24 protein-coding genes are annotated in these 22,695 nt (G+C 59.2%); 20 read left to right on the plus strand and 4 right to left on the minus strand.

Annotated elements, in window-relative coordinates:
• The first annotated feature begins 1 nt into the window (after nt 1).
• The 3 genes from ACRZ94_RS12690 to ACRZ94_RS12700 are packed head-to-tail and all read left to right on the plus strand — an operon-like array spanning nt 2 to nt 3,768.
• On the plus strand, nt 2–1,087 hold the full coding sequence (locus tag ACRZ94_RS12690; protein WP_480653841.1) for a microcin C ABC transporter permease YejB: 1,086 nt from the start codon (nt 2–4) through the stop codon (nt 1,085–1,087).
• Nucleotides 1,088–2,194 carry an ABC transporter permease gene (locus ACRZ94_RS12695; RefSeq protein ID WP_480797499.1) on the plus strand — a complete coding sequence of 369 codons (1,107 nt, stop codon included), beginning with the start codon at nt 1,088–1,090 and terminating at the stop codon, nt 2,192–2,194.
• Nucleotides 2,191–3,768 carry an ABC transporter ATP-binding protein gene (locus tag ACRZ94_RS12700; RefSeq protein WP_480797500.1) on the plus strand — a complete coding sequence of 526 codons (1,578 nt, stop codon included), beginning with the start codon at nt 2,191–2,193 and terminating at the stop codon, nt 3,766–3,768. The genes ACRZ94_RS12695 and ACRZ94_RS12700 overlap by 4 nt, the downstream gene beginning before the upstream one ends.
• 20 nt (nt 3,769–3,788) lie before the next feature.
• Here ACRZ94_RS12700 and ACRZ94_RS12705 read toward each other — a convergent pair whose 3' ends face one another.
• Entirely contained in the window at nt 3,789–5,717 is a 1,929-nt protein-coding gene (locus ACRZ94_RS12705) for an elongation factor G (protein WP_480797501.1), read from the minus strand.
• Nucleotides 5,718–5,921: 204 nt separating this feature from the next.
• Nucleotides 5,922–7,277, minus strand: a complete 1,356-nt coding sequence (hemN, locus tag ACRZ94_RS12710) for an oxygen-independent coproporphyrinogen III oxidase (protein ID WP_480653849.1) — start codon at nt 7,275–7,277, stop codon at nt 5,922–5,924.
• Nucleotides 7,278–7,338: 61 nt separating this feature from the next.
• Between hemN and fnrL the strand changes: the two genes are divergently transcribed.
• Entirely contained in the window at nt 7,339–8,082 is a 744-nt protein-coding gene (gene fnrL / locus ACRZ94_RS12715) for a transcriptional regulator FnrL (protein ID WP_480653851.1), read from the plus strand.
• Nucleotides 8,083–8,126: 44 nt separating this feature from the next.
• Nucleotides 8,127–8,378 (plus strand): GlsB/YeaQ/YmgE family stress response membrane protein, encoded by a 252-nt coding sequence (locus tag ACRZ94_RS12720; protein WP_480653853.1) that lies wholly within the window; start codon nt 8,127–8,129, stop codon nt 8,376–8,378.
• 30 nt (nt 8,379–8,408) lie between these two features.
• Here the strand turns inward: ACRZ94_RS12720 and ACRZ94_RS12725 are convergent, their stop codons facing one another.
• Nucleotides 8,409–9,248, minus strand: coding sequence for a universal stress protein (locus tag ACRZ94_RS12725; RefSeq protein WP_480653855.1), 840 nt, complete (start codon nt 9,246–9,248; stop codon nt 8,409–8,411).
• 196 nt (nt 9,249–9,444) lie between these two features.
• Here ACRZ94_RS12725 and ccoN point away from each other — a divergent pair, with 196 nt between their 5' ends.
• The 4 genes from ccoN to ccoP are packed head-to-tail and all read left to right on the plus strand — an operon-like array spanning nt 9,445 to nt 12,851.
• On the plus strand, nt 9,445–11,052 hold the full coding sequence (gene ccoN / locus ACRZ94_RS12730) for a cytochrome-c oxidase, cbb3-type subunit I (RefSeq protein ID WP_480653857.1): 1,608 nt from the start codon (nt 9,445–9,447) through the stop codon (nt 11,050–11,052).
• 14 nt (nt 11,053–11,066) lie between these two features.
• Nucleotides 11,067–11,795, plus strand: coding sequence for a cytochrome-c oxidase, cbb3-type subunit II (gene ccoO, locus ACRZ94_RS12735; protein ID WP_480653859.1), 729 nt, complete (start codon nt 11,067–11,069; stop codon nt 11,793–11,795).
• A gap of 10 nt (nt 11,796–11,805) precedes the next feature.
• Nucleotides 11,806–11,991, plus strand: a complete 186-nt coding sequence (locus tag ACRZ94_RS12740; RefSeq protein ID WP_480653861.1) for a cbb3-type cytochrome c oxidase subunit 3 — start codon at nt 11,806–11,808, stop codon at nt 11,989–11,991.
• Entirely contained in the window at nt 11,988–12,851 is an 864-nt protein-coding gene (gene ccoP, locus ACRZ94_RS12745) for a cytochrome-c oxidase, cbb3-type subunit III (protein ID WP_480653863.1), read from the plus strand. Before ACRZ94_RS12740 ends, ccoP begins: the two co-directional genes overlap by 4 nt.
• A gap of 125 nt (nt 12,852–12,976) precedes the next feature.
• Here the strand turns inward: ccoP and ACRZ94_RS12750 are convergent, their stop codons facing one another.
• On the minus strand, nt 12,977–13,159 hold the full coding sequence (locus ACRZ94_RS12750; protein WP_480653864.1) for a hypothetical protein: 183 nt from the start codon (nt 13,157–13,159) through the stop codon (nt 12,977–12,979).
• Nucleotides 13,160–13,259: 100 nt separating this feature from the next.
• Between ACRZ94_RS12750 and ACRZ94_RS12755 the strand changes: the two genes are divergently transcribed.
• The 11 genes from ACRZ94_RS12755 (at nt 13,260) to rplA (ending at nt 22,649) form a co-directional block, all read left to right on the plus strand.
• Nucleotides 13,260–14,135 (plus strand): LysR family transcriptional regulator, encoded by an 876-nt coding sequence (locus ACRZ94_RS12755; protein ID WP_480653866.1) that lies wholly within the window; start codon nt 13,260–13,262, stop codon nt 14,133–14,135.
• 99 nt (nt 14,136–14,234) lie between these two features.
• On the plus strand, nt 14,235–15,662 hold the full coding sequence (gene ccoG, locus ACRZ94_RS12760; protein ID WP_480653867.1) for a cytochrome c oxidase accessory protein CcoG: 1,428 nt from the start codon (nt 14,235–14,237) through the stop codon (nt 15,660–15,662).
• A 1-nt stretch (nt 15,663) separates the two neighbouring features.
• Complete coding sequence (locus ACRZ94_RS12765) at nt 15,664–16,125, plus strand: FixH family protein (protein ID WP_480653869.1); 462 nt, start codon at nt 15,664–15,666, stop codon at nt 16,123–16,125.
• 4 nt (nt 16,126–16,129) lie between these two features.
• Nucleotides 16,130–18,307 carry a heavy metal translocating P-type ATPase gene (locus ACRZ94_RS12770; RefSeq protein WP_480653871.1) on the plus strand — a complete coding sequence of 726 codons (2,178 nt, stop codon included), beginning with the start codon at nt 16,130–16,132 and terminating at the stop codon, nt 18,305–18,307.
• A gap of 4 nt (nt 18,308–18,311) precedes the next feature.
• Nucleotides 18,312–18,470 (plus strand): cbb3-type cytochrome oxidase assembly protein CcoS, encoded by a 159-nt coding sequence (ccoS, locus tag ACRZ94_RS12775; RefSeq protein ID WP_170355309.1) that lies wholly within the window; start codon nt 18,312–18,314, stop codon nt 18,468–18,470.
• Between the two features lie 68 nt (nt 18,471–18,538).
• Nucleotides 18,539–18,736: a preprotein translocase subunit SecE gene (gene secE / locus ACRZ94_RS12780; RefSeq protein WP_480653873.1), complete on the plus strand. Its 198-nt coding sequence runs from the start codon at nt 18,539–18,541 to the stop codon at nt 18,734–18,736.
• Between the two features lie 192 nt (nt 18,737–18,928).
• On the plus strand, nt 18,929–19,462 hold the full coding sequence (nusG, locus tag ACRZ94_RS12785) for a transcription termination/antitermination protein NusG (RefSeq protein ID WP_480575707.1): 534 nt from the start codon (nt 18,929–18,931) through the stop codon (nt 19,460–19,462).
• A gap of 127 nt (nt 19,463–19,589) precedes the next feature.
• Complete coding sequence (locus ACRZ94_RS12790) at nt 19,590–20,738, plus strand: alpha-hydroxy acid oxidase (protein ID WP_480653875.1); 1,149 nt, start codon at nt 19,590–19,592, stop codon at nt 20,736–20,738.
• 236 nt (nt 20,739–20,974) lie between these two features.
• Nucleotides 20,975–21,256, plus strand: coding sequence for an Ltp family lipoprotein (locus tag ACRZ94_RS12795; protein WP_480797513.1), 282 nt, complete (start codon nt 20,975–20,977; stop codon nt 21,254–21,256).
• A gap of 243 nt (nt 21,257–21,499) precedes the next feature.
• Nucleotides 21,500–21,949 (plus strand): 50S ribosomal protein L11, encoded by a 450-nt coding sequence (gene rplK, locus ACRZ94_RS12800; RefSeq protein ID WP_037314971.1) that lies wholly within the window; start codon nt 21,500–21,502, stop codon nt 21,947–21,949.
• Nucleotide 21,950: 1 nt separating this feature from the next.
• Nucleotides 21,951–22,649 carry a 50S ribosomal protein L1 gene (rplA, locus tag ACRZ94_RS12805; protein ID WP_480653879.1) on the plus strand — a complete coding sequence of 233 codons (699 nt, stop codon included), beginning with the start codon at nt 21,951–21,953 and terminating at the stop codon, nt 22,647–22,649.
• Nucleotides 22,650–22,695 lie beyond the last annotated feature (46 nt).

Consider the following 22,695-nt stretch of genomic DNA (forward strand, 5'->3'; position numbering starts at 1 on the left):
CATGGGAGCCTATATTCTAAGACGCCTGTTGCTGGTCATTCCGACTCTGCTTGGGATCATGATTGTCAACTTTACGCTGGTGCAGTTCGTACCCGGTGGCCCGATTGAACAGATCATCGCGCAGATGGAAGGTGGCGGTGACGTGTTTGAGGGGATCGCGGGCGGTGGCAGCGATATCCAGCAACAGTCCGGCGGCGTCAATGATCGCTATGTCGGAGCACGTGGCCTGCCACCTGAGTTCATTGAAGAGTTGGAAAAAGAGTTCGGGTTCGACAAACCTCCGCTTGAGCGATTCCTCGACATGATGGGCAACTATCTGACGCTGGATTTCGGCCAAAGCTATTTTCGCTCGATCAGTGTGATTGATCTGGTTCTGGAGAAGATGCCGGTGTCGATCTCTCTGGGGCTGTGGTCGACGCTGATCGCCTATCTGGTGTCGATCCCGCTGGGTATCCGCAAGGCGATCAAGGATGGGTCGACCTTCGACACCTGGACCAGTGGGGCCATCATCGTGGCCTATGCCATTCCCGGCTTTCTATTCGCTATCCTGCTGCTGGTGCTGTTTGCTGGTGGGTCCTATTGGCAAATCTTCCCGTTGCGGGGGCTGACATCCGACAATTGGGACAGCCTCAGCCTGATGGGCAAGATCGCGGATTATTTCTGGCACATTACACTGCCCGTGATTGCCCTGACGATTTCCGCGTTTGCAACGCTGACATTGCTGACCAAAAACTCATTTCTGGATGAGATCAAAAAGCAATACGTCATGACCGCCCGCGCCAAGGGGCTGAGCGAGCGTAAGGTGCTGTATGGCCATGTCTTCCGCAACGCGATGCTGATCGTCATTGCGGGTTTTCCGGCGGTGTTCATCGGCGTGTTCTTCAGCGGCTCGATCATTATCGAGACGATTTTCTCGCTGGACGGTCTGGGCCGTCTGGGGTTTGAGGCCGCCGTCGCGCGCGACTATCCGGTGATCTTTGGCACGCTGTTTATCTTCGGCCTGATGAGCCTTGTTGTCGGCATCATCAGTGACCTGATGTATGTGCTGGTCGACCCGCGCATCGATTTCGAAAAGCGGGAGGGGTAAATGGCACTGTCCCCACTCAACCAGCGCCGTTGGCGCAATTTCCGCCGCAATGGGCGCGCTTTCTGGTCGCTGATCATCTTCTCGGTGCTGTTCGGCCTGTCGCTGTTCGCCGAGTTTATCGCCAATGACAAACCGATTCTGGTGAACTATCGCGGCGAATACTACACGCCGATTTTCAACTTTTACCCCGAAACGGCCTTTGGAGGCGATTTCCAGACCGAGGCGATCTATCGCGACCCCGAGGTGCAGTGTCTGATCGACAGTGGCGGGATCGAAGACTGTTTCGACGACCCCGAAGGCATCATTGAACAGATCGATGCCGGAACGTATCAGGCCGACGGGTTTGAGCGTGGTTGGGCCCTCTGGCCGCTGATCCCCTATTCCTTCAACACCAGCGTCGATCGCCCGGGTGCAGCCCCTCTGCCGCCCAACGGGCAGAACCTGCTGGGCACAGATGACACCAAACGCGATGTGCTGGCGCGGGTGATCTACGGGTTCCGCCTGTCGATCCTGTTCACATTGATGGTCACGGGTGTCGCCAGCATCATCGGTATTTTCGCCGGGGCCATACAGGGGTTCTTTGGCGGCTGGCTTGATCTGGTGTTTCAGCGCGTGATCGAAATCTGGTCGGCCACGCCCTCGCTGTATGTCATCATCATCATGTTCGCCATTCTGGGGCGCAGTTTCTGGCTGTTGGTGATCCTGATGATCCTGTTCAGTTGGACCGGGCTGGTCAGCGTTGTCCGGGCCGAGTTCCTAAGGGCGCGCAACCTGGAATATGTGCGCGCGGCCCGTGCGCTGGGCGTGGGCAACATGACCATCATGTTCCGCCATATGCTGCCCAATGCCATGGTCGCGACGCTGACATTCATGCCCTTCATCGTGACAGGCACCATCGGTGGTCTCGCCTCGTTGGATTTCCTTGGCTTTGGCCTGCCATCCTCGGCCCCGTCACTGGGGGAACTGACCTTGCAGGCAAAACAGAACCTGCAAGCGCCTTGGCTGGCCTTCACCGCGTTTTTCACCTTTGCCATCATGTTGTCGCTGCTGGTCTTCATTTTCGAAGGCGTGCGCGATGCGTTTGATCCCAGAAAGACCTTCTCATGAGCCTTTTGGATGTGAAAAACCTCAAGGTCTCGTTCAAGCAGGACGGGCAGATCAGCGCGGCGGTCAAAGGCGTGTCTTTCACCGTTGATCGCGGGGAAACTGTGGCGCTGGTGGGTGAATCCGGCTCGGGCAAGTCTGTGACCGCCCTGTCGACGGTGTCCTTGCTGGGGGACAGCGCGATTGTCGAAGGCTCGGTCAGCTACGACGGGGATGAGATGATCGGCGCATCGCCTGACAAGTTGATGGATGTGCGCGGCAATGACATCAGCTTTATCTTCCAAGAGCCGATGACCTCGCTCAACCCGCTGCATACGATCCAAAAGCAGATGGCGGAATCGCTGGCCTTGCATCAGGGTCTGAGCGGCGACGCCGCGCGCGACCGGATCGTCGAACTGCTGACCAAGGTGGGCATCCGCGACCCGCGCGAGCGGCTGGACAGCTATCCGCATCAGCTGTCGGGCGGGCAGCGTCAGCGGGTCATGATCGCCATGGCGCTGGCCAATAAGCCGGACATTCTGATCGCGGATGAGCCGACAACGGCGCTGGACGTGACCATTCAGGCGCAAATCCTCGAATTGCTGGCCGAGCTGCAGAAGTCGGAAAACATGGGGATGCTGTTCATCACGCATGATCTGGGCATCGTGCGCCGCATCGCCGACCGGGTCTGCGTGATGAAAGATGGTGAGATTGTCGAGACCGGCATCACAACCGAGATTTTTGACAACCCGCAGCACCCCTATACGCACAAACTGCTAGGGGCCGAGCCCTCGGGCCAGCCTGATCCGGTGGCGGCGGATGCCGAAGAGGTCGCCCGGACCGATCACCTGAAGGTCTGGTTCCCGATCCAGCGCGGTTTCCTGAAACGCACCGTTGGGCATGTGAAGGCGGTGAACGACGCGACGCTCAGCGTGCGCGCGGGTGAGACGCTGGGCATCGTGGGCGAAAGTGGTTCGGGCAAGACGACGCTGGCGCTGGCGATCATGCGCCTGATTGCCTCCGAGGGTGAGATCACCTTCCGCGATCAGGATGTGCGCCGCTGGTCCACGCGCGAATTGCGACGGCTGCGCAAGGATATGCAGATCGTGTTTCAGGACCCGTTCGGCAGCCTCAGCCCCCGGATGACCTGTATGCAGATCATTGCCGAGGGGTTGGCGATCCACAATGTCGATCCGCATCGCGCGCCGCGTGATCTGGTGGCCGAGGTGATGGACGAGGTTGGTTTGGATCCTGCCGCAATGGACCGTTACCCGCATGAATTCTCGGGCGGTCAGCGCCAGCGGATTGCGATTGCGCGCGCCATGGTGCTGCGGCCCAAGCTCTTGGTGCTGGACGAACCCACCAGCGCGCTGGACATGACCGTGCAGGTGCAGATCGTCGATCTGCTGCGCGATCTGCAACGGAAATACGGGCTAGCCTATCTGTTCATCAGCCACGACCTCAAGGTCGTACGCGCCATGTCCCACAACGTGATCGTCATGCGCAACGGCGATGTGGTGGAAATGGGTGCGGCCGAAGACCTGTTCGAAAATGCCCAGACCGATTATACGCGCGAGTTGATTGCGGCGGCGGGCTGAATTCAGCCCGCCACTTTCACTTAGGCATTTGCCGTTTCTTTTGCGGCCGGTTTCGGCACCGGCCCTCGCAATTCTTCATAGTGATCAAAGCTCAGCTTGACCCAGCCGGTGCCGCGTGTGGCGCTGGCGAGGGTGCGGTGCAGCTCATCCTCGGCGACGGCGGGCAGCTGGGCGTTGAAAATCTCCCAGCCCGAGGCGTTGGGGTTGCCCTCAAAGCCCAACACCTGACCTTGCAGAGAGCTGATGGTTGGAACCAGATCGCCGACGAAATCCGAGGGCAGATGAATCTCGGCGTTCAGGATCGGTTGCAGCACCACGGGTTTGGCTTGTGGCAACGCCTCGCGCACTGCGTTCTTGCCCGCGGTGCGGAATGCATAGTCGGAACTGTCCACATTGTGGTGTTTGCCGTCGCTCAGCGTGACCTTCACGTCGACCACGGGGAAGCCTTCGGGCCCCTGCACCAGCGCATCCTTGGCCCCGTGTTCGACCGAGGGGATATAGTTGCGCGGCACCGCGCCGCCCTTGACCACCTCTTCGAACTGGAAACCCGCTCCGCGTGGCATCGGTGCGACCGAGATGACCACGTCGGCAAATTGCCCCGCCCCGCCGGATTGCTTGCGGTGACGGTGGCGATGTTTGATGGGTGCGCGGATTGTCTCGCGATAGGCGGTGTCGGCCTGATCGGCGGTGATTTCGATGCCGAAATCCTCGGCCAGTTTGGCGGTTACGCGCCGCATATGCTGCGGCCCTTGTGAGCCCAGAATGGCATGACCGCTCAACTCATCCTGCCCCAGATGCAGGCCTGGGTCGATTTCGACCAGACGGGTCAGCGCATTTGACAGGCGCACGTCATCGCGTTCATGCGCGGGGGACACGACTTGCCGATGTGCAGCGGGATGAGAGGACGCCCATTCCGGCAGCGGTGTTGCACCTGAGCTATCGTAGATGTTGCCGGGATTGAGATGATCGGATTTGACCGCCAGCCCGATTTGCCCGGCGGGCAGGTCCGCGATCTGGGTCTTGGCGTCCAGTGTGGTCAGGTTGCCGACCGTTTCGCCACCCAGATTTTCATGGGCCTTCACGCCTGCGCCCAACCCACGCAGTACCACGATCTTGCCGATATGTTTCTTTACATCGGCAAACCCGGCAATGGCGCGGGCATCCTCGGCCGCCTCATCGCGATCTGCGGCGATGTTGAACTCGGGCGCTTCGTGCCGCAGGGCTTTCATCAGGCGGGTCAAGCCGTTGCCATGGCTCGCCGCGCCCAGACAGGCCGGGATCAGCTGATGGTTCTGCAATACCTGCGCGGCCAGATCATAGACCTCGGCGCTGGGGGGCTGCTTGTCCTCGATCAGCTGTTCCAGCAGGTGATCGTCGAAATCCGACAGGGTTTCCAGCAATTCGGTGCGCGCTTCCTGTTCGCGATCCTCGACCGATTGCGGCAACTCGATCAGGGCCGAGGGCTGCCCCTCCTGATACTTCCACGCCCGCTCCGAGATCAGATCGACTGCACCGATGATCGTGTCACCCTCGCGGATCGGGACCTGCCGCAGGGCGATGTGATGGGTGCAATAGGTCTGCAGCGCCGAGATAATGTCGCGGATGCGACCATTGGGGCTGTCCATGCGGTTGATGAACAGGAAGCAGGGAATGCCGGCCTCTTCGACCAGCCTCAGATAGGGGGCGCATAGTACGGCCGCGTTGGGGTCGGGCGGAACAACAACGACCGCCGCGTCCGAGATCGCCATGGCAGGGCCCACATAAGCAAGGTTATCGCCGCCCCCGTCGACGTCGATGGCGCACCATGGCTCGTCCAAGTAAGAAAAACCGTGCAGGTGCACGGTTCCGGATACGTCGAATGTGGTGGGCCGCCCGTCGAGGCGGCTGATGGCCTCGACCAGAGTGGTTTTGCCCGATTGGCTGGGGCCGAGGACGGTAAAAACGCGCATGAGTGCTGTCCCTCTTTCAGGTTGCAGATATACCTGCACGAAAAGGGCCAACCAACGCGGATGCGCGGGTGTGAACTGTCTGCGAATTCGCCTGCCTCGGGGTGCGGTCGCACGCCCCGAGTGTGGAGAAAACCAGAGGCCTGCGTCAAGCCCCTGTGCCGGTATCAGAGGGGCAGGCCAGCAATCCGGCCCGCCGAATAAAGGTCAGATCGCCGAACTGTGGCCCGCCTTGCTGAGGTCATAGGCGTCGAAGTTACGTGCGATCATACGGGTCAGGGCGCGGGCCTCATGCGGGATGAACAGGCCATCTTCGGTGACGCGCAGCAGCCCGTCGAAGGTCGCATTGGTGTCTGTGTACATGGTCTGCAACTCGGCCTCGGTGATGTCGTGGTCTCGCAGAATCTCGGCCGAGTTGATCTGGAAATCGCACATCAGCGCTTCGATCAGGCGCGAGCGTAAAACGTCCTGCCCTTTGAACACATGCCCGCGTGAGGTCGAGAAACGCCCTTCGCGAATGGCTTTTGTATGGGCCGATGTGGCGGGTGCGTTTTGCGCATAACCCTGCGGGAAGCGCGAGATCGAGCTGGCACCCACACCGATCAAAACCTCGGCCTGATCGTCCGTATAGCCCTGGAAGTTTCGCTTGAGCCGCCCGGCATTCAGCGCGTGCGTCAGGCCATCATCCTGTGTGGCAAAGTGGTCAATGCCGATCTCGGCGTAGTTGTCCCACATGAACAGGCGGCGGGCAGTGTCGAACAGGTCCAGACGCTGCTCGGGGGTCGGAAGCGCGTCTGACGGGATAAGCTGTTGCCGCTTGGCCATCCACGGCACATGCGCATAGCCATAAAGCGCCACGCGATCCGGGCTGAGCGACAGCAGCTTTTGCACGCTTTCAGTCATTCGTGATTTGGTCTGATGCGGTAGACCATACAGGATGTCTGCGTTCAGGCTGCGGATCCCGCGCGCGCGGATCATATCGACGGCGTCGCGTGTGGTGTCATAGCTTTGGATGCGCCCGATGGTCTTTTGAATCTCATCATCGAAGTCCTGAACCCCGATCGAGGCACGGTTCATCCCGGCCTCGGCCAGCGCGTCCAGACGGGCCTCGTCGATCTCATTCGGGTCGATCTCAACCGAAAACTCGGCGTTTGGCCCCAGCGGAACTACATCGAGAATCCGTGCGGCCAGATCACGCATCAGATCCGCGTTCAGCAAGGTGGGCGTGCCACCGCCCCAGTGCAGGCGCGACAGTGTCACGTCATCGGGCAGATGCGCAGCCAGCAGGTCCAACTCGGCCTTAAGCACATCGACATAGGCGATCACCGGATTATCCGACTGGGTGCCCTGTGTCCGACAGGCGCAGAACCAGCACAGCCTGCGACAGAAGGGAACGTGGATATACAGCGATACCTCGCTTCCGGGTTTTATTCCGGAAATCCAGTCGCCAAAAAGACTTGGCCCCACATCATTGCTGAAATGGGGGGCCGTGGGGTAGCTTGTGTAACGCGGGACTTTCGCGTCAAATAGTCCAAGCTTTGCCAATTGTGGTTTCACTATCATGGCGATACACTTACTGGACGCAACAGCTAGATGCTTTGACAGAGATCAAGTGAAGACGCGCATGACACCGACATTTAAAATTGACCACGCCAACTGCGAAGAATGCCCGATCCGGCATCGTGCCGTCTGTGCGCATTGTGACACGCATGAGCTGGAAGAGCTTGAAGGCATTAAATATTATCGCAGTTTCGAAGCGGGCCAGACGATCATCTGGTCCGGAGATCAGATGAATTTCGTGGGCTCTGTTGTGTCGGGAATCGCCTCGTTGACCCAGACAATGGAAGATGGGCGCACGCAAATGGTCGGGCTTTTGCTGCCCAGCGATTTCGTCGGACGCCCGGGCCGCGACTCGGCCGCTTATGACGTTCAGGCGACCACGAATGTGGTCATGTGCTGCTTTCGCAAAAAGCCTTTCGAAGAATTGATGAGCACGACGCCGCATATTGCACATCGCCTGCTGCAGATGACTTTGGACGAGTTGGACGCCGCGCGCGAATGGATGCTGGTTCTGGGGCGCAAAACCGCACGTGAAAAGATCGCCAGCCTGTTGTCCATCATTGCCCGGCGTGATGCCTCGATCCGGCAAGGTGGTAATAGCGGCCCCATCGTGTTCGATCTGCCACTGACGCGTGAGGCGATGGCGGATTATCTGGGTCTGACACTGGAAACGGTCAGCCGTCAGATATCGGCCCTGAAAAAGGACCAGGTCATTTTGCTTGAGGGCAAGCGCCACGTCACCATCCCGGATATGGGTCGCCTGATGGAAGAGGCCGGAGACGATACGGATGGCGGGTTCCTGGTCTGAGGCCAGCGCGCCTGACCCAACCCACCAAAGACTAGGGGGACGCCATGGGGTTTACTAGTATTCTGGCAATGCTGTTTATCGGTGCCATTGCCGGGTGGCTGTCCGGAAAAATCATGGAAGGCCGGGGCTTTGGCCTGATCGGTAACATAATTGTCGGTATCGTCGGTGCCTTTGTCTCTGGCCTGATTTTTCCGGCGCTGGGCTTTGCGGTTGGCGGCGGCATGATCTCTTCGATCTTTTTTGCCACCATCGGTGCTGTCATCCTGCTGTTCCTGATCGGACTAGTTAAGAAATAGCCGAGGCAGGCTTTGGCCGTGGAAACCCTGTTAGTGTGCCATAAACACCGGCACCGGGGATTGTTCCAACATGTTACGTGTTGCGCCGCCCAGAATGGCTTCGCGGAACCGCGAATGGCCATAGGCGCCCATAACTATCATGTCTGCCGAAGTATCCGTGGCGTGCCGTTTCAACACATCCGACACCCGTGACATGGTTTTACTGAGCACGTCAATTTCGATTTTGACCCCGTGTCGGGCCAGCATCTGCGACAACATTCCGCCCGGGTCTGATCGGTCAGGCCCGTGACGCGGAGGATCGATCACGACGATGCGCACAAGCTCGGATTCGATCAGGAAAGGCAGCGCCTGGCGGATCGCCCGCATCGCCTCGACGCTTTCGTTCCAGGCCAGCAGGGTCGTGCGGGGGCGGTCGAATGGCTCAGTGTTTTCCGGTGTCACCAGAACCGGCGCGTGTCCTTCGAACATCGCGGCTTCGATAATGGGTTCCGCCTCGGCGCCGCGATCCTTGCCATAAGGTTGCGGCAGGATCACCAGATCCGAGAAACGGGCCCGATGGGCGACATGGCGGCCGATATCCGAAATCTGAGCGACCCCGCTTTCGGCTGACCAGCGCGTGTTGGTTCGGCCCAGATAGGTTTTCGCATAGGCCAGAATCTCATCCGCTTCGGCATTGGCGCGGTTCAGCGTCTCTTGCAGGATCAGGGCGTTGGCCCCGGCATAATAATAGCCAGTCTGGCTGCGGTCGACGCCCAGACACAGCGCCTCGGCATGGGCATCCTGCGCGGCTGCCAGCGCGGCCATCTGGGCAAGGGCAGGGTCGCTTTGCTCAGTTTCCGTCATGACTGTGAGAAGAGATTTGTAAGCCATTGCGACCTCATGCCTTCAGAATGTGCTCATCCCGGGCCTTAAGGCCCGTTTACGTCACAACGATAGACACAGAAATCACGTGATTGTCTTGACACAGATCAAAGCAAGTCACGCGCCAATCAGAGAAAACCGCAGCCAGTCAAACAGGTCCCGCGACAAAAAGAGAATCGCGTGGGGCATGGCAAAGGGACGCAATATGTCAAATTACATCAAGCTGATCGTGCTTGGTCTGGTCGTGATATTCGCAGCGATCGGGACCAACTATGCACGCGATTTGGCGTATCAGGTGCACGCATTTCTGGTGATGTTGATCGCCGGTGGTTTGTTCATCTGGACGCTTCGAAAAACCGATGAGCCAGATATCCTCGTAGATCGCTCGGGCGAATACATGGACGGCGTGATCCGTTACGGTGTCATCGCAACAGCCTTTTGGGGCGTGGTCGGGTTCCTTGCAGGGACCTTTATCGCGTTTCAGCTGGCCTTTCCGACGCTGAACTTCGAATGGGCACAGGGGTACCTGAACTTTGGCCGTTTGCGCCCGCTGCACACCTCGGCGGTGATTTTTGCCTTTGGCGGTAACGCGCTGCTGGCAACATCGTTCTATGTGGTCCAGCGCACCAGCGCTGCGCGCCTGTGGGGCGGTAATCTGGCGTGGTTCGTGTTCTGGGGCTATCAGTTGTTCATCGTGCTGGCGGCGACCGGATATGTTCTGGGCGGTACGCAGTCCAAGGAATATGCGGAACCCGAATGGTATGTTGACCTGTGGCTGACCATCGTCTGGGTGGCTTACTTGGCTGTGTTCCTGGGCACCGTGGTCAAGCGGAAAGAGCCGCATATCTACGTGGCGAACTGGTTCTACCTGGCCTTTATCGTGACCGTTGCGATGCTGCACGTTGTCAACAACCTGACCATCCCGGTCAGCATCTGGGGCTCGAAATCGGTCATCGTCTGGTCGGGCGTACAAGACGCCATGATCCAGTGGTGGTACGGCCACAACGCTGTGGGCTTTTTCCTGACCGCGGGCTTCCTGGGCATGATGTACTATTTCATCCCGAAACAGGCCGAACGTCCGGTCTTTAGCTATAAGCTGTCGATCATTCACTTCTGGGCGCTGATCTTCCTGTATATCTGGGCCGGTCCGCACCACCTGCACTATACCGCGCTGCCGGATTGGGCCTCGACGCTGGGCATGGTGTTCTCGGTCGTGCTGTGGATGCCGTCGTGGGGTGGTATGATCAACGGTCTGATGACCCTGTCGGGCGCATGGGACAAGCTGCGCACCGACCCGGTGATCCGGATGATGGTGATCTCGGTCGGCTTCTATGGCATGTCCACTTTCGAAGGGCCGATGATGTCGATCCGCGCTGTGAACTCTCTCAGCCACTATACCGACTGGACCATCGGCCACGTGCATTCAGGCGCGCTGGGCTGGAACGGTATGATCACCTTTGGTGCGCTCTACTATCTGGTGCCTGTATTGTGGAAGCGCGAGCGTCTGTATTCGCTGCAGATGGTCAGCTGGCACTTCTGGCTCGCCACCATCGGCATCGTGCTCTACGCCGCGTCGATGTGGGTCACCGGTATCATGGAAGGCCTGATGTGGCGCGAAGTGGATGCCAACGGCTTCCTGGTGAACTCGTTCGCTGACACCGTGGCTGCCAAGTTCCCGATGTACGTGGTGCGTGCGCTGGGTGGCGTGATGTTCGTCGCCGGTGCGTTGATCATGTGCTACAACCTGTGGATGACTGTGCGCAAGGCACCGGCCAAAGAGGCCAGCCTGACCGTCGCGGTCCCGGCTGAATAAGGAGGGCCGGAGCAATGGCAATTCTCGACAAACATAAGATCCTCGAGACCAACGCGACCCTCCTGCTGGTGTTCAGCTTTCTGGTCGTGACCATCGGTGGCATCGTGCAGATCACCCCGCTGTTCTACCTTGAGAACACCATCGAGAAGGTGGAGGGCATGCGCCCTTACACCCCTCTCGAAATGGCGGGGCGCGAGATCTATCTGCGTGAAGGCTGCTATGTCTGCCACAGCCAGATGATCCGCCCAATGCGGGATGAGGTCGAACGCTATGGCCATTATTCGCTGGCGGCTGAGTCGATGTATGACCACCCGTTCCAGTGGGGGTCCAAGCGGACCGGTCCTGATCTGGCGCGTGTTGGTGGCCGCTATTCGGACCAGTGGCATGTGGACCACCTGCGTGATCCGCAGTCGGTTGTGCCGGAATCGGTGATGCCGAAATATGGCTTCCTTGAGCATCGCAAGCTTGACGGCGAGTACATCGCCGATGTGATGAAAGCGAACGCGGTTCTGGGCACGCCCTATACCGAGGAAATGCTTGAAAACGCGCAGGCCGACTTCCGTGCGCAGGCCGATCCGGACAGCGACTATGACGGTCTGCTGGAACGCTATGGTGACAAGGTCAGCGTGCGCAACTTCGATGGTCAGTCTGAACTGACCGAGGCTGATGCGTTGGTCGCTTATCTGCAGATGCTGGGGACATTGGTTGATTTCTCGACCTTCACCCCGGACGCAAGCCGCTAAGGAGGGTGTGATGGAAGAATATACTCTCTTACGGCAGTTCGCGGATAGCTGGATGTTGTTGCTTCTGTTTACGTTTTTCCTTGGGATCGTGATTTGGGTTTTCCGCCCGGGGTCCAGCAAGGAATACAAAGATACCGCCAACATCCCGTTCAGGCATCAAGATAAACCCGCCGAATCCAAGGAGGCGCGGCCATGAGCAAGACACCTGAGAAACTGCCGGGTGATCCCAAGACCACCGGGCACAGCTGGGACGGTCTGGAAGAGTTCGACAACCCGATGCCGCGCTGGTGGCTGTGGACCCTTTACGTCACTATCATTTGGGGCGTGATCTACACGATCATGTATCCTGCCTGGCCGCTGGTTCAGTCGGCGACCGCGGGTGTGACCGGATGGTCTTCGCGCGGTGAAGTGCAGGAGGACATCGTTTCCTTTGAAGAGGCCAACGCGCCCTGGAATGCCCGGCTGGTGGACACACCGCTTGAGAGCATTTCAGCCGATGCCGATTTGCAGCAATATGCTGTGAACGCGGGCGGTGCTGTGTTCCGGACCTGGTGCGCGCAGTGCCACGGCTCGGGCGCGCAGGGTGCGCCAGGCTTCCCGAACCTGCTGGACGACGCCTGGCTGTGGGGCGGTACACTTGAGGATATCGAGTTTACTATCGCCCATGGTATCCGGAACGAGGAAAGCGACGATGCGCGCTATTCCGAGATGCCGGCCTTTGGTGAGCTGCTTGAGAAAGAAGAAATCACCCAAGTGGTTCAGTACGTCATGTCCCTGACCAACGCCCAGAGCGACGACGCGGCGGCGCAGGCAGGCAAAGTTGTCTTCGAAGACAATTGCGCAGCGTGCCACGGCGAAGATGGCAAGGGTGATGCCTTCCAGGGTGCACCGAACCTGACTGATGCGATCTGGCTGTACGGCGGCAGCGAAGAGGCCTTGACCGAAACGGTCACCTACAGCCGCTTTGGCGTGATGCCCGCCTGGGAAAATCGCCTTACCGACGCGCAGATCCGCGCGGTTACCGCCTATGTCCACCAATTGGGTGGCGGTCAGTAAGGGCAAAAGAATACCTTCGGGCGGTTCGCCGTCCGAAGGTTCAGGCACCGGCTGTTCCATCTGTTCGCGCGTTTCCTGAACAGCCGGTGCTTACCCTCTATCTTACAAATCACGGATGAGGCGGTCTAGGCGCGGCCCTTGGTTTGTGAGGTGCAGTGCGAAAAGCGTGCGCGTTTCCCCTCTTTCCACCAGTGGTTTTCCGGTAGCCAGCGTTGTTTCTGCACATCGCGGCGATCCCGTGGGTCTGGTTCGCCCTCAACACGTGTCTGCGTGGCGGTCATGAATGTACGCGCAAGAATAGAAAGCATCTGACGTCTCCTGAATGTAACTTCATCTGTATTCAAGATTGATCTGCGAGCGTTAAAATGCGACTCAATTGCCTAATTGCTATGTAAGTCAGGATTACATATGGATTGGATGAAGATGCCTCCGATGGCGGCGCTGAGGGCCTTTAGCGCCTTTGCAGACAGCCGAAACGTAGTGCAGGCAGGTGCGATGCTGAATGTTAGCCACGCTGCCATCAGCCAACAGTTGCGGGCCCTGGAAAACCATCTTGGGGTGGTTCTGCTGGACCGGCGCGGCAAATCCATGACCCTGACCGCCGAGGGCGAGAAACTGGCCCGCGCCCTGCATCTTGGGTTCGGTGCAATCGGTGACGCGGTGGCTGATCTGATGCATATTGCCCAAGATCGCCCGGTTCACGTGTCGCTGACCCCATCCTTTGCCGCATCGTGGCTGATGCCGCGCCTGCCTGCGTTTCAGGCCAAACATCCAGACATTCCCCTGGTGCTGGACCCGTCGCCGCATCTTGTTACTCTGCGGCCCGGCGGTGTGGATATCGCCATCCGGTACGGAGATGGTGATTGGCCGGGTTTGAACTCGGAACTGCTGCTGCAAAGCCCGATTGTCATCGTCGCGGCGCCGTCCTTGTTGCAAGGCCGGACCCGGATGACCCCGGATGAGTTGAGCCAACTGCCCTGGCTGGAAGAGCTTGGCACAACCGAAGCGACCTCATGGCTGGCGCGTCAGGGGGTCGCGCACAATCCCGGGGCCGGACGCATCGCGCTGCCCGGCAATCTTGTTCTTGAGGGGCTGCGCGCCGGTCAGGGCGTCACGGCAACGGCGCGGCATTTTGTCGAGACCGACATACGAGAAGGGCGTATTGTTGAACTGTTTTGCGAACCGGGCGGGCAGGGATATCATATCGTCACAGGCGATACGCCGCTGCGCCCGGCGGTGAAGACACTTGTCGGGTGGCTCAGACGACAATCCGGTCGCATGTGACAAAAGGTGTCTGTGCGATGCGCTTTTGACACATGTCAAAGTGAGCGGACGTGTGATCTGGGACAAGTCGCTAAAATCAGCCACATCTGGAGCCAGCTCGTGAGCGATTCCGACCCCGCCCCCAGCCTTTATGCTGCCAGGGAGCCTATCTTTCCCCGACGCGTAGCCGGGCCGTTTCGAAACCTGAAATGGATTATCCTCGCGGTCACGTTGGGGATTTACTATCTTACGCCCTGGATCAGATGGGACCGCGGTCCCAGTCTGCCGGATCAGGCGGTGTTGCTGGATCTGGCAAACCGTCGTTTCTATTTCTTCTGGATCGAGATCTGGCCGCACGAGTTCTATTTTGTGGCCGGGCTGCTGATCATGGCCGGTCTTGGGCTTTTCCTGTTTACCTCAGCATTGGGTCGCGTGTGGTGCGGCTATGCCTGCCCGCAGACCGTCTGGACCGACCTGTATATTCTGGTCGAACGCTGGATTGAGGGCGACCGCAACGCCCGTCTGCGTTTGCACCGTCAAGAAAAGCTGGATTTTCGCAAGGCTCGGTTGCGGGTTACGAAGTGGACCGTCTGGTTTCTGATCGGTGTGGCGACTGGCGGGGCCTGGGTGTTCTATTTTGCCGATGCCCCCACGTTGCTGCGTGATCTGGTTACCGGGAATGCGCATCCGGTCGCCTATACAACGGTCCTGATCCTGACTGGCACGACGTTCCTGTTCGGCGGTTTTGCGCGGGAACAGATTTGTATCTACGCCTGCCCCTGGCCGCGTATTCAGGCCGCGATGATGGATGAGGATACGCTGGTCGTAGGTTACCGCGAATGGCGGGGTGAGCCGCGTGGCAAGGGCAAGCGGACAGCTGATTCCGAGCTGGGCGATTGCATTGACTGTATGGCCTGCGTGAATGTCTGCCCCGTGGGCATCGACATTCGCGACGGTCAGCAGTTGGAGTGTATTACCTGCGCCCTGTGTATCGACGCCTGCGATGACATGATGGCCAAGATCGGCAAGCCGCGCGGGTTGATCGACTACATGGCGCTCAGCGATGAAACCAATGAGCGTGCGGGCAAGCCACCCAAGAACGTATGGAAACACATCCTGCGGCCCCGGACCATCATGTATACCGCCATGTGGTCGGCGGTGGGCTTTGCGCTGCTGTTTGCACTGTTTATCCGCTCGGACATCGATCTGACGGTGGCCCCGGTGCGCAACCCGACCTTTGTGACCCTGTCTGACGGAACGATCCGCAACACCTATGACGTGCGCCTGCGCAACAAGCATGGCGAAGAGCGTCCGTTCAAATTGTCTCTGGCCGGTGATCCGGCGCTGCAGGTGCAGATCGAAGGGATTGACGGAGACACTGTCAATGTCGCGGCGGATACGGCACAATTGACCCGTGTTTATATCGTGACCTCAGGCGATACCGGGCCTGCCGCTGCTGATGTGACCTCGGTCCGAATCTGGGTCGAAGACCTGGAAAGCGGTGAGCGCGCCTATAAGGACACCACGTTCAACGGACGAGGAAACTAAGATGGCCAAAGAACGCAAATTTACCGGAAAGCACGCTCTGGCAGTGTTTGTCGGTGCCTTCGGTGTGATCATCGCGGTGAACATGGTTCTGGCCTATAACGCGGTGAAGACCTTTCCGGGCCTTGAGGTCAAGAACTCGTACATCGCCAGTCAGGAGTTCAACGAGCGTCTGAAGGAACATCAGGCGTTGGGGTGGTTTGTCCGGGCTGAGGTCTCGGGCGGGTTGCTGATCCTGCATATCACCGACAAAACCGGCGCACCGGTGCAGGTGGCCGAATTGCAGGCCGTTGTAGGCCGCGCAACCCATGTGAATGAGGATTTCTCACCCGATTTCACCTTTGACGGTCAGGCTTATGCGACACCTGCGTCGTTGGGTGAGGGGAACTGGAATATCCGTCTGGTGGCCCGCGATAGTTCCGGCGCCGAGTTCGCGCAGCGCGTGCCGCTGTATGTGAAGGGCTGATCGGATGACGGCGCAGCTGACATCGGGTACGGCGGCGTGTCCGGGGTGCATTGCCAGCCCGGCGGAACCGGCCCGGCCCATTCCGCAGGATGTGCAGATTGCGCTGTCTCTGCCGGGTATCCACTGCTCGGCCTGTATTGCCACGGTCGAGCGTGAGCTGAACGCCCATCCCGGCGTCGAAGACGCCCGCGTCAACCTGACCCTGAAACGCGCGATGGTCAAAGCGGCCCCGGATCTGCGGGCAGCGGATCTGATTCCGGTTCTGGAAGGCGCAGGGTTCGAAGCGCATGAGCTGGACCCCGGCGCGCTGTCCGCCACGCAGTCGGACAAGGCAGGCCGCGATCTGCTGATGCGGTTGGCGGTGGCCGGATTTGCCTCGATGAACGTGATGCTGTTGTCGGTGTCGGTCTGGTCGGGCGCATCAGACGCCACGCGCGACATGTTCCACTGGATTTCAGCGGCGATTGCCCTGCCAGCGATTGCCTTTTCGGCGCAACCCTTCTTTGCGAATGCCTGGTCGGCTTTGCGTGTGCGCCGCCTGAACATGGATGTGCCGATCGTTTTGGCGATCTTGCTGGCGCTGGTGACATCGCTGTGGGAAACCGCGCTCAGCGGTGAGCATGCCTATTTCGATGCCGCTCTCACACTGACCTTCTTTTTGCTGGCCGGCCGCTATCTGGACTATCGCACCCGCGCTGCTGCCCGATCTGCGGCTGAGGAGCTTACCGCGCTGGAAGTCCCCCGCGCCATTCGTGTGGTGGATGGGGTCGAGGAAGAAGTTGCTGTTGCAACCCTGAACGTGGGCGATCTGATCCTTATCCGCCCCGGCGGGCGGATGCCTGTGGATGGTGAAATCGTATCGGGTCAGTCGGAACTCGACCGGTCCCTGCTGACGGGGGAAACCCTGCCGGTTTTTGCCGAGGCGGGAACGACCGTCAGCGCTGGTGAGGTCAACCTGACCGGCCCTCTGACCATCCGCGCGACGGCGGTGGGTGAAGATACCTCGCTGCACCGCATGGCCGATCTGGTGGCCATCGCGGAATCGGGGCGGTCGCGCTACACCTCGCTGGCCGACAAGGCCGCCAAGCTCTATGCGCCCGGTGTGCATATCCTGTCTGCGCTCAGCTTTGTGGGCTGGTATATCTATTCCGGTGACGTGCGGACGGCGCTGAATATCGCCGCTGCCGTTCTGATCATAACATGCCCCTGTGCGCTGGGTCTGGCCGTGCCTGCGGTGACCACGGCGGCCTCGGGGCGGTTGTTTCGCAAGGGGATGCTGATCAAGCACGCCACTGCGCTGGAACGTCTGGCCGAGGTCGATACGGTTGTTTTCGACAAGACCGGCACGCTGACTTCGGGCACGCCGGAACTGACCAACCTCGGCGATCATTCCCGCGCTGACCTTGCGGTCGCGCTGGCGCTGGCCGAGGCGTCCTCGCACCCGCTGTCGGTTGCTTTGACCAAGGCCGCGCGCGAGGCGGGGATCAAACCCGCCACGCTGAAAGATGTTACCGAGGTCCCGGGCTATGGCACCGAGGGCACCCATCGCGGTCAGCGTGTGCGTCTGGGCCGCGCGGCATGGACCGGCGCGGAAGAGGGCGACCAGACCGCCGCATGGCTGTCTATGGCGGGGCAGGCGCCCACACCGTTCCTGTTCTCGGACAGCCTGCGCCCCGGCGCGGCGGACGCGGTGCAAGCGCTGCGCGATGCGGGGAAAGAGGTGATCCTGATCTCGGGCGATACGCAGGGCGCGGTTCAGGCGCTGGCCGCGAAGCTTGGTATCGACAACTGGGTTGCGCAGGCATTGCCGCAGGACAAAGCGACCCGTGTGCAGGACCTCAGCGATCAGGGTCATCATGTTCTGATGGTGGGCGACGGTCTGAACGACACCGCAGCACTGGCTGCGGCGCATGTGTCAATCTCGCCGGCCTCGGCGCTGGATGCGGCGCGGGTGGCCTCCGACATCGTGCTGCTGGGCAATGATCTGTCGCCCATCGCCGATGCCTGCGACACGGCGGAAAAAGCCACCAAACGGATTCGTGAAAATTTCCGTATCGCCACCGTTTACAATATCATCGCGGTCCCGCTGGCGGTGGTCGGGCTGGCCACCCCGCTGATCGCGGCGCTGGCGATGTCGACCTCGTCGATCACCGTGTCCCTGAATGCCCTGCGGCTGAGGTAACCTTATGGAAGTTCTGGCCTATCTCATACCGATTTCCCTGTTTTTGGGCGGGGTTGGACTGGTGGCGTTTGTCTACACGGTGCGCTCAAACCAGTATGATGACCCCGAGGGCGACGCGCGCCGCATCCTGAGCGACGAATGGGACGACAAGCCCAAGCCCTGACAGCCCTTGAAATTACCGCAATGCCCGGTTATGTCCGGCCCATCCGCTAGCAGAGAGACCCAAGCCACATGGCAACTATGAATCCGATCCAGTTCATTCAGCAAGTCCGCGCCGAAGTCGCCAAGGTCGTATGGCCCACGCGCCGCGAGGTTTTGCTGACCACGGTTATGGTGTTCATCATGGCGGCGCTGACGGCTGTGTTCTTTGCCCTGGTCGATCTGGGCATTCGCGGCGGGCTGCAGCTGATCCTGGGCGCGTTCAACTAAACAGCTCTGGGCCGGTGGAAACGCCGCTGCCCCCTTGCACCGCGCGCAATGTCAGAGTAGTGACGCGGGACTATTCGGAATGGGCGTGCGGCGATTCGGGCTGCGCGCCGCTTTTTATTCCGGGTCACGTGATGGAATTTCAATGACAGGCACGCGTTGCCGCTGCCTGAGAAAAACAAGGACGACAGGTTCATGGCGAAACGGTGGTACTCGGTCAGCGTTCTTTCGAATTTCGAAAAGAAGATCGCAGAACAGATCCGCACGTCGGTTGCAGAACACGGCCTTGAGGACGACATCGACGAGGTTCTGGTGCCCACCGAAGAGGTGATCGAAGTGCGCCGGGGCAAAAAGGTCACGACCGAACGCCGTTTCATGCCCGGCTATGTACTGGTGCATATGGAGATGTCGGATCAGGGCTATCACCTTGTGAACTCGATCAACCGCGTTACCGGTTTCCTTGGCCCCCAAGGCCGCCCGATGCCGATGCGTGATGCCGAGGTAAACCAGATCCTCAACCGCGTTCAGGAAGGCGAAGAAGCGCCCAAGCTGATGATCAGCTTTGAGGTTGGCGAGAAGGTCAAGGTCAATGACGGCCCGTTCGAAGATTTCGACGGCATGGTCGAAGGCGTGGACGACGAAGCGCAGAAGCTGAAAGTTTCGGTTTCGATCTTCGGTCGCGAAACCCCGGTCGAACTGGACTTTACGCAGGTGACCAAGCAAAGCTGACCGTTTCCGCGCGTTTTGCAAAAGAATTTGAACCCGCCGATCCCAATCGGCGGGTTTTTTCTTGAAAACCCCGGCAAATTTAGGCAGGGATATTTTGGTAAGAAAATTTTACCAAACGGGGAAGCGCATGAATCTTTCGGATTGTCACAACTTTCAGCAGTTCCGCAAGCTGGCCAAAAAGCGCCTGCCCGGACCGATCTTTCACTATATCGACGGTGCCGCCGATGATGAGCTGACCTATCGGCGTAATACCTCGGCCTTTGATGACGTCGACCTGGTGCCCAACGTGCTGGTTGGTGTGGATGAGGTAGACATGAGCGTTGAGGTCATGGGTCAAAAGTTGGACATGCCGATCTATTGCGCCCCCACTGCTCTGCAACGCCTGTTCCACCATGAAGGGGAACGCGCTGTGGCCCGCGCCGCCGACAAATACGGCACTATGTTCGGAGTGTCCTCGCTGGCGACCGTGACAGTGGAGGAAATCGCCCAGATCACCAACACGCCCAAGATGTTCCAGTTCTACTTCCATAAGGACCGGGGCCTGAATGACGCGTTGCTAGAGCGGGCACGGGCGGCGAACTTTAACGTGATGGCCCTGACCGTGGACACCATCACCGGGGGCAACCGTGAACGCGACCTGCACACCGGCTTTACCTCGCCGCCGAAACTGACGCCGTCGTCACTGCTGAGCTTTGCGACCCATCCGATGTGGGCGTGGAACTTTCTGACCAAGGAAAAGTTCGACATGCCGCACCTGTCGGGCCACGTCAGCGCAGGCACCAATCTGGCGGTGTCGGTGGGGGAATACTTCTCGACCATGCTGGATCAGTCGATGAACTGGAAAGATGCTGAGAAACTGTGCGCACAGTGGAACGGTCAATTTGCCCTCAAAGGCATTATGAGCGTCGAGGACGCCAAGCGCGCGGTCGACATTGGCTGTACGGGGATCATGGTGTCAAACCACGGTGGCCGTCAGTTGGACGGCTCGCGCGCGCCGTTCGATCAACTGGCCGAGATCTGCGACGCAGTAGGCGACAAGATCGACGTCATCTGCGAAGGTGGCATTCAGCGTGGGACCCATGTGCTCAAGGCGCTGTCGGTTGGGGCCAAGGCTTGCTCGGGCGGTCGTCTGTACCTGTACGCGCTGGCGGCTGCGGGGCAGGCGGGTGTCGAAAAGGCACTGGGCAACCTGCGCACCGAGATCGAACGCGACATGAAGCTGATGGGTGTCACCAAGTTGGATCAGTTGAACCGCGAGAATTTGCGGTATCGGTGATGAGTGCAACGGCCTGTCTGATGGGTCCGGCTGCAAGAGGCGTGCTTTTTGAAAAGTCCTGAAAACAGCTTAGGGTTGAAGTCCCATTGAGTCTGCATTTATGAGAGCAAGTACTGATTTTTGCGAGGATTTCCTATGTTTCGAATATTTGGCGCAATAGCCCTTTTCTGCGGCATGCTGAGTTCACCAATGGTATCGGCTCAGAGCTTGTCCGGTCCACAGAAAAACGCTGTCAGATCAGCCCAGAATTACCTGAGTTTTTCGGGTTTTCGAGGGTTGGTCTTATTGAGCAGCTTTCCTCCGCATACGGTGACGGCTATGAGGTTGCCGACGCCACAATCGCCGTTGACAGCATGAATATCGATTGGAACGCACAGGCGGTTAAGTCCGCTCAGCAGTATCTGCAGATTTCAGGGTTTTCCTGCAGGGGGCTAATCGATCAGCTTTCCTCGGATTACGGCGACAAGTACACCAAAGATCAAGCGACCTTTGAGGCTCAACAAGCAGGGGCTTGTTGAGCTTTAGGCGAACATAGCTGTTCGGTTTCAAAGGGTCGGATTCAGTAATTGATGATGGTTTTTCTAAAACAGCAGTGTTGTGGGGCAGGCCCTTGCCAACCCCATCATTCCTCTATAAATGCCGCCTCTATCGTCTTCGGGCGAGATTCTCTCGTGGGAGGTTGCTGGGATCGCGATCCCGGATCGGACCACGCAACATAATCTGGGCGAAACGCGTTTCGCCCGAGTTGAAAGGAAAACCAAATGGCCAAGAAGCTTGCTGGTACAATGAAACTGCAGGTTCCTGCAGGTCAGGCGAACCCGTCGCCGCCAGTTGGTCCGGCGCTGGGTCAGCGCGGCATCAACATCATGGAATTCTGCAAGGCGTTCAACGCCAAGACCGCAGACATGGAGCAAGGCGCCCCTTGCCCGACCGTGATCACCTATTATCAGGACAAGTCCTTCACTATGGACATCAAGACGCCGCCCGCGTCTTATTACCTGAAAAAAGCGGCCGGCCTGAAGCCGGTCGGCAAGCGTAACCGCCCTCGTGGTGCGGAAAACCCAGGTCGTGAGACTGTGGCCACCGTGACCTCGAAGCAGGTTCGCGAAATCGCCGAAGCCAAAATGAAAGATCTCAACGCCAACGACGTCGAAGGCGCAATGCAGATCATCCTGGGCTCGGCCCGCTCTATGGGCATCGAGGTGAAGTAAGATGGCAAAACTCGGTAAACGTACCCGCGCTGCGCGCGAAGCTGTCGCTGGCAAAGAAAACCTGTCGGTAGAAGAAGCTGTTTCCCTGGTCAAAGGCAATGCAACCTCGAAATTCGACGAGACCATCGAGATCGCGCTGAACCTGGGCGTTGACACCCGTCACGCTGACCAGATGGTTCGTGGCGTCGTCGGCCTGCCCAACGGCACCGGCAAAGCGATGCGCGTTGCTGTGTTCGCGCGTGGCCCCAAAGCTGACGAAGCGAAAGAAGCTGGCGCAGATATCATTGGCGCAGAAGACCTGATGGAAACCATTCAGGGCGGCACCATCGAATTCGACCGCTGCATTGCTACCCCGGACATGATGCCCATCGTCGGTCGTCTGGGTAAGGTTCTGGGCCCCCGTAACCTGATGCCGAACCCCAAAGTTGGCACCGTGACCATGGACGTGAAAGCAGCCGTGGAAGCAGCCAAGGGCGGTGAAGTTCAGTTCAAAGCGGAAAAAGGCGGCGTTGTGCACGCCGGTGTTGGCAAAGCGTCGTTTGACGAAGCCAAGCTGGTTGAAAACGTCCGTGCTTTCATCTCGGCTGTGGCCAAAGCCAAGCCGTCGGGCGCCAAAGGCACCTACATGAAGAAAATCGCGCTGAGCTCGACCATGGGCCCGGGCGTGACTCTGGATGTGGCGGCTGCGTCTGGCGAATAAGCCTGAACGTTTAGAAAAGATTTGGTCCCGGGTGGTGCACACTGCC

The organism is Ruegeria sp. CH10 (assembly GCF_056537125.1).

Coding starts and splice junctions, on each gene's coding strand:
- rplK (WP_037314971.1), top strand. CDS start 21,500: ATGGCCAAGAAGCTTGCTGGTACAATGAAACTGCAGGTTCCTGCAGGT.
- ACRZ94_RS12690 (WP_480653841.1), top strand. CDS start 2: ATGGGAGCCTATATTCTAAGACGCCTGTTGCTGGTCATTCCGACTCTG.
- ccoO (WP_480653859.1), top strand. CDS start 11,067: ATGGCAATTCTCGACAAACATAAGATCCTCGAGACCAACGCGACCCTC.
- ACRZ94_RS12770 (WP_480653871.1), top strand. CDS start 16,130: ATGACGGCGCAGCTGACATCGGGTACGGCGGCGTGTCCGGGGTGCATT.
- ACRZ94_RS12700 (WP_480797500.1), top strand. CDS start 2,191: ATGAGCCTTTTGGATGTGAAAAACCTCAAGGTCTCGTTCAAGCAGGAC.
- nusG (WP_480575707.1), top strand. CDS start 18,929: ATGGCGAAACGGTGGTACTCGGTCAGCGTTCTTTCGAATTTCGAAAAG.
- ACRZ94_RS12790 (WP_480653875.1), top strand. CDS start 19,590: ATGAATCTTTCGGATTGTCACAACTTTCAGCAGTTCCGCAAGCTGGCC.
- ccoP (WP_480653863.1), top strand. CDS start 11,988: ATGAGCAAGACACCTGAGAAACTGCCGGGTGATCCCAAGACCACCGGG.
- ACRZ94_RS12755 (WP_480653866.1), top strand. CDS start 13,260: ATGGATTGGATGAAGATGCCTCCGATGGCGGCGCTGAGGGCCTTTAGC.
- hemN (WP_480653849.1), bottom strand. CDS start 7,277: ATGATAGTGAAACCACAATTGGCAAAGCTTGGACTATTTGACGCGAAA.
- ACRZ94_RS12720 (WP_480653853.1), top strand. CDS start 8,127: ATGGGGTTTACTAGTATTCTGGCAATGCTGTTTATCGGTGCCATTGCC.
- ACRZ94_RS12705 (WP_480797501.1), bottom strand. CDS start 5,717: ATGCGCGTTTTTACCGTCCTCGGCCCCAGCCAATCGGGCAAAACCACT.
- ccoS (WP_170355309.1), top strand. CDS start 18,312: ATGGAAGTTCTGGCCTATCTCATACCGATTTCCCTGTTTTTGGGCGGG.
- ACRZ94_RS12765 (WP_480653869.1), top strand. CDS start 15,664: ATGGCCAAAGAACGCAAATTTACCGGAAAGCACGCTCTGGCAGTGTTT.
- ACRZ94_RS12740 (WP_480653861.1), top strand. CDS start 11,806: ATGGAAGAATATACTCTCTTACGGCAGTTCGCGGATAGCTGGATGTTG.
- secE (WP_480653873.1), top strand. CDS start 18,539: ATGGCAACTATGAATCCGATCCAGTTCATTCAGCAAGTCCGCGCCGAA.
- ACRZ94_RS12725 (WP_480653855.1), bottom strand. CDS start 9,248: ATGGCTTACAAATCTCTTCTCACAGTCATGACGGAAACTGAGCAAAGC.
- ACRZ94_RS12750 (WP_480653864.1), bottom strand. CDS start 13,159: ATGCTTTCTATTCTTGCGCGTACATTCATGACCGCCACGCAGACACGT.
- ccoN (WP_480653857.1), top strand. CDS start 9,445: ATGTCAAATTACATCAAGCTGATCGTGCTTGGTCTGGTCGTGATATTC.
- fnrL (WP_480653851.1), top strand. CDS start 7,339: ATGACACCGACATTTAAAATTGACCACGCCAACTGCGAAGAATGCCCG.
- rplA (WP_480653879.1), top strand. CDS start 21,951: ATGGCAAAACTCGGTAAACGTACCCGCGCTGCGCGCGAAGCTGTCGCT.
- ACRZ94_RS12695 (WP_480797499.1), top strand. CDS start 1,088: ATGGCACTGTCCCCACTCAACCAGCGCCGTTGGCGCAATTTCCGCCGC.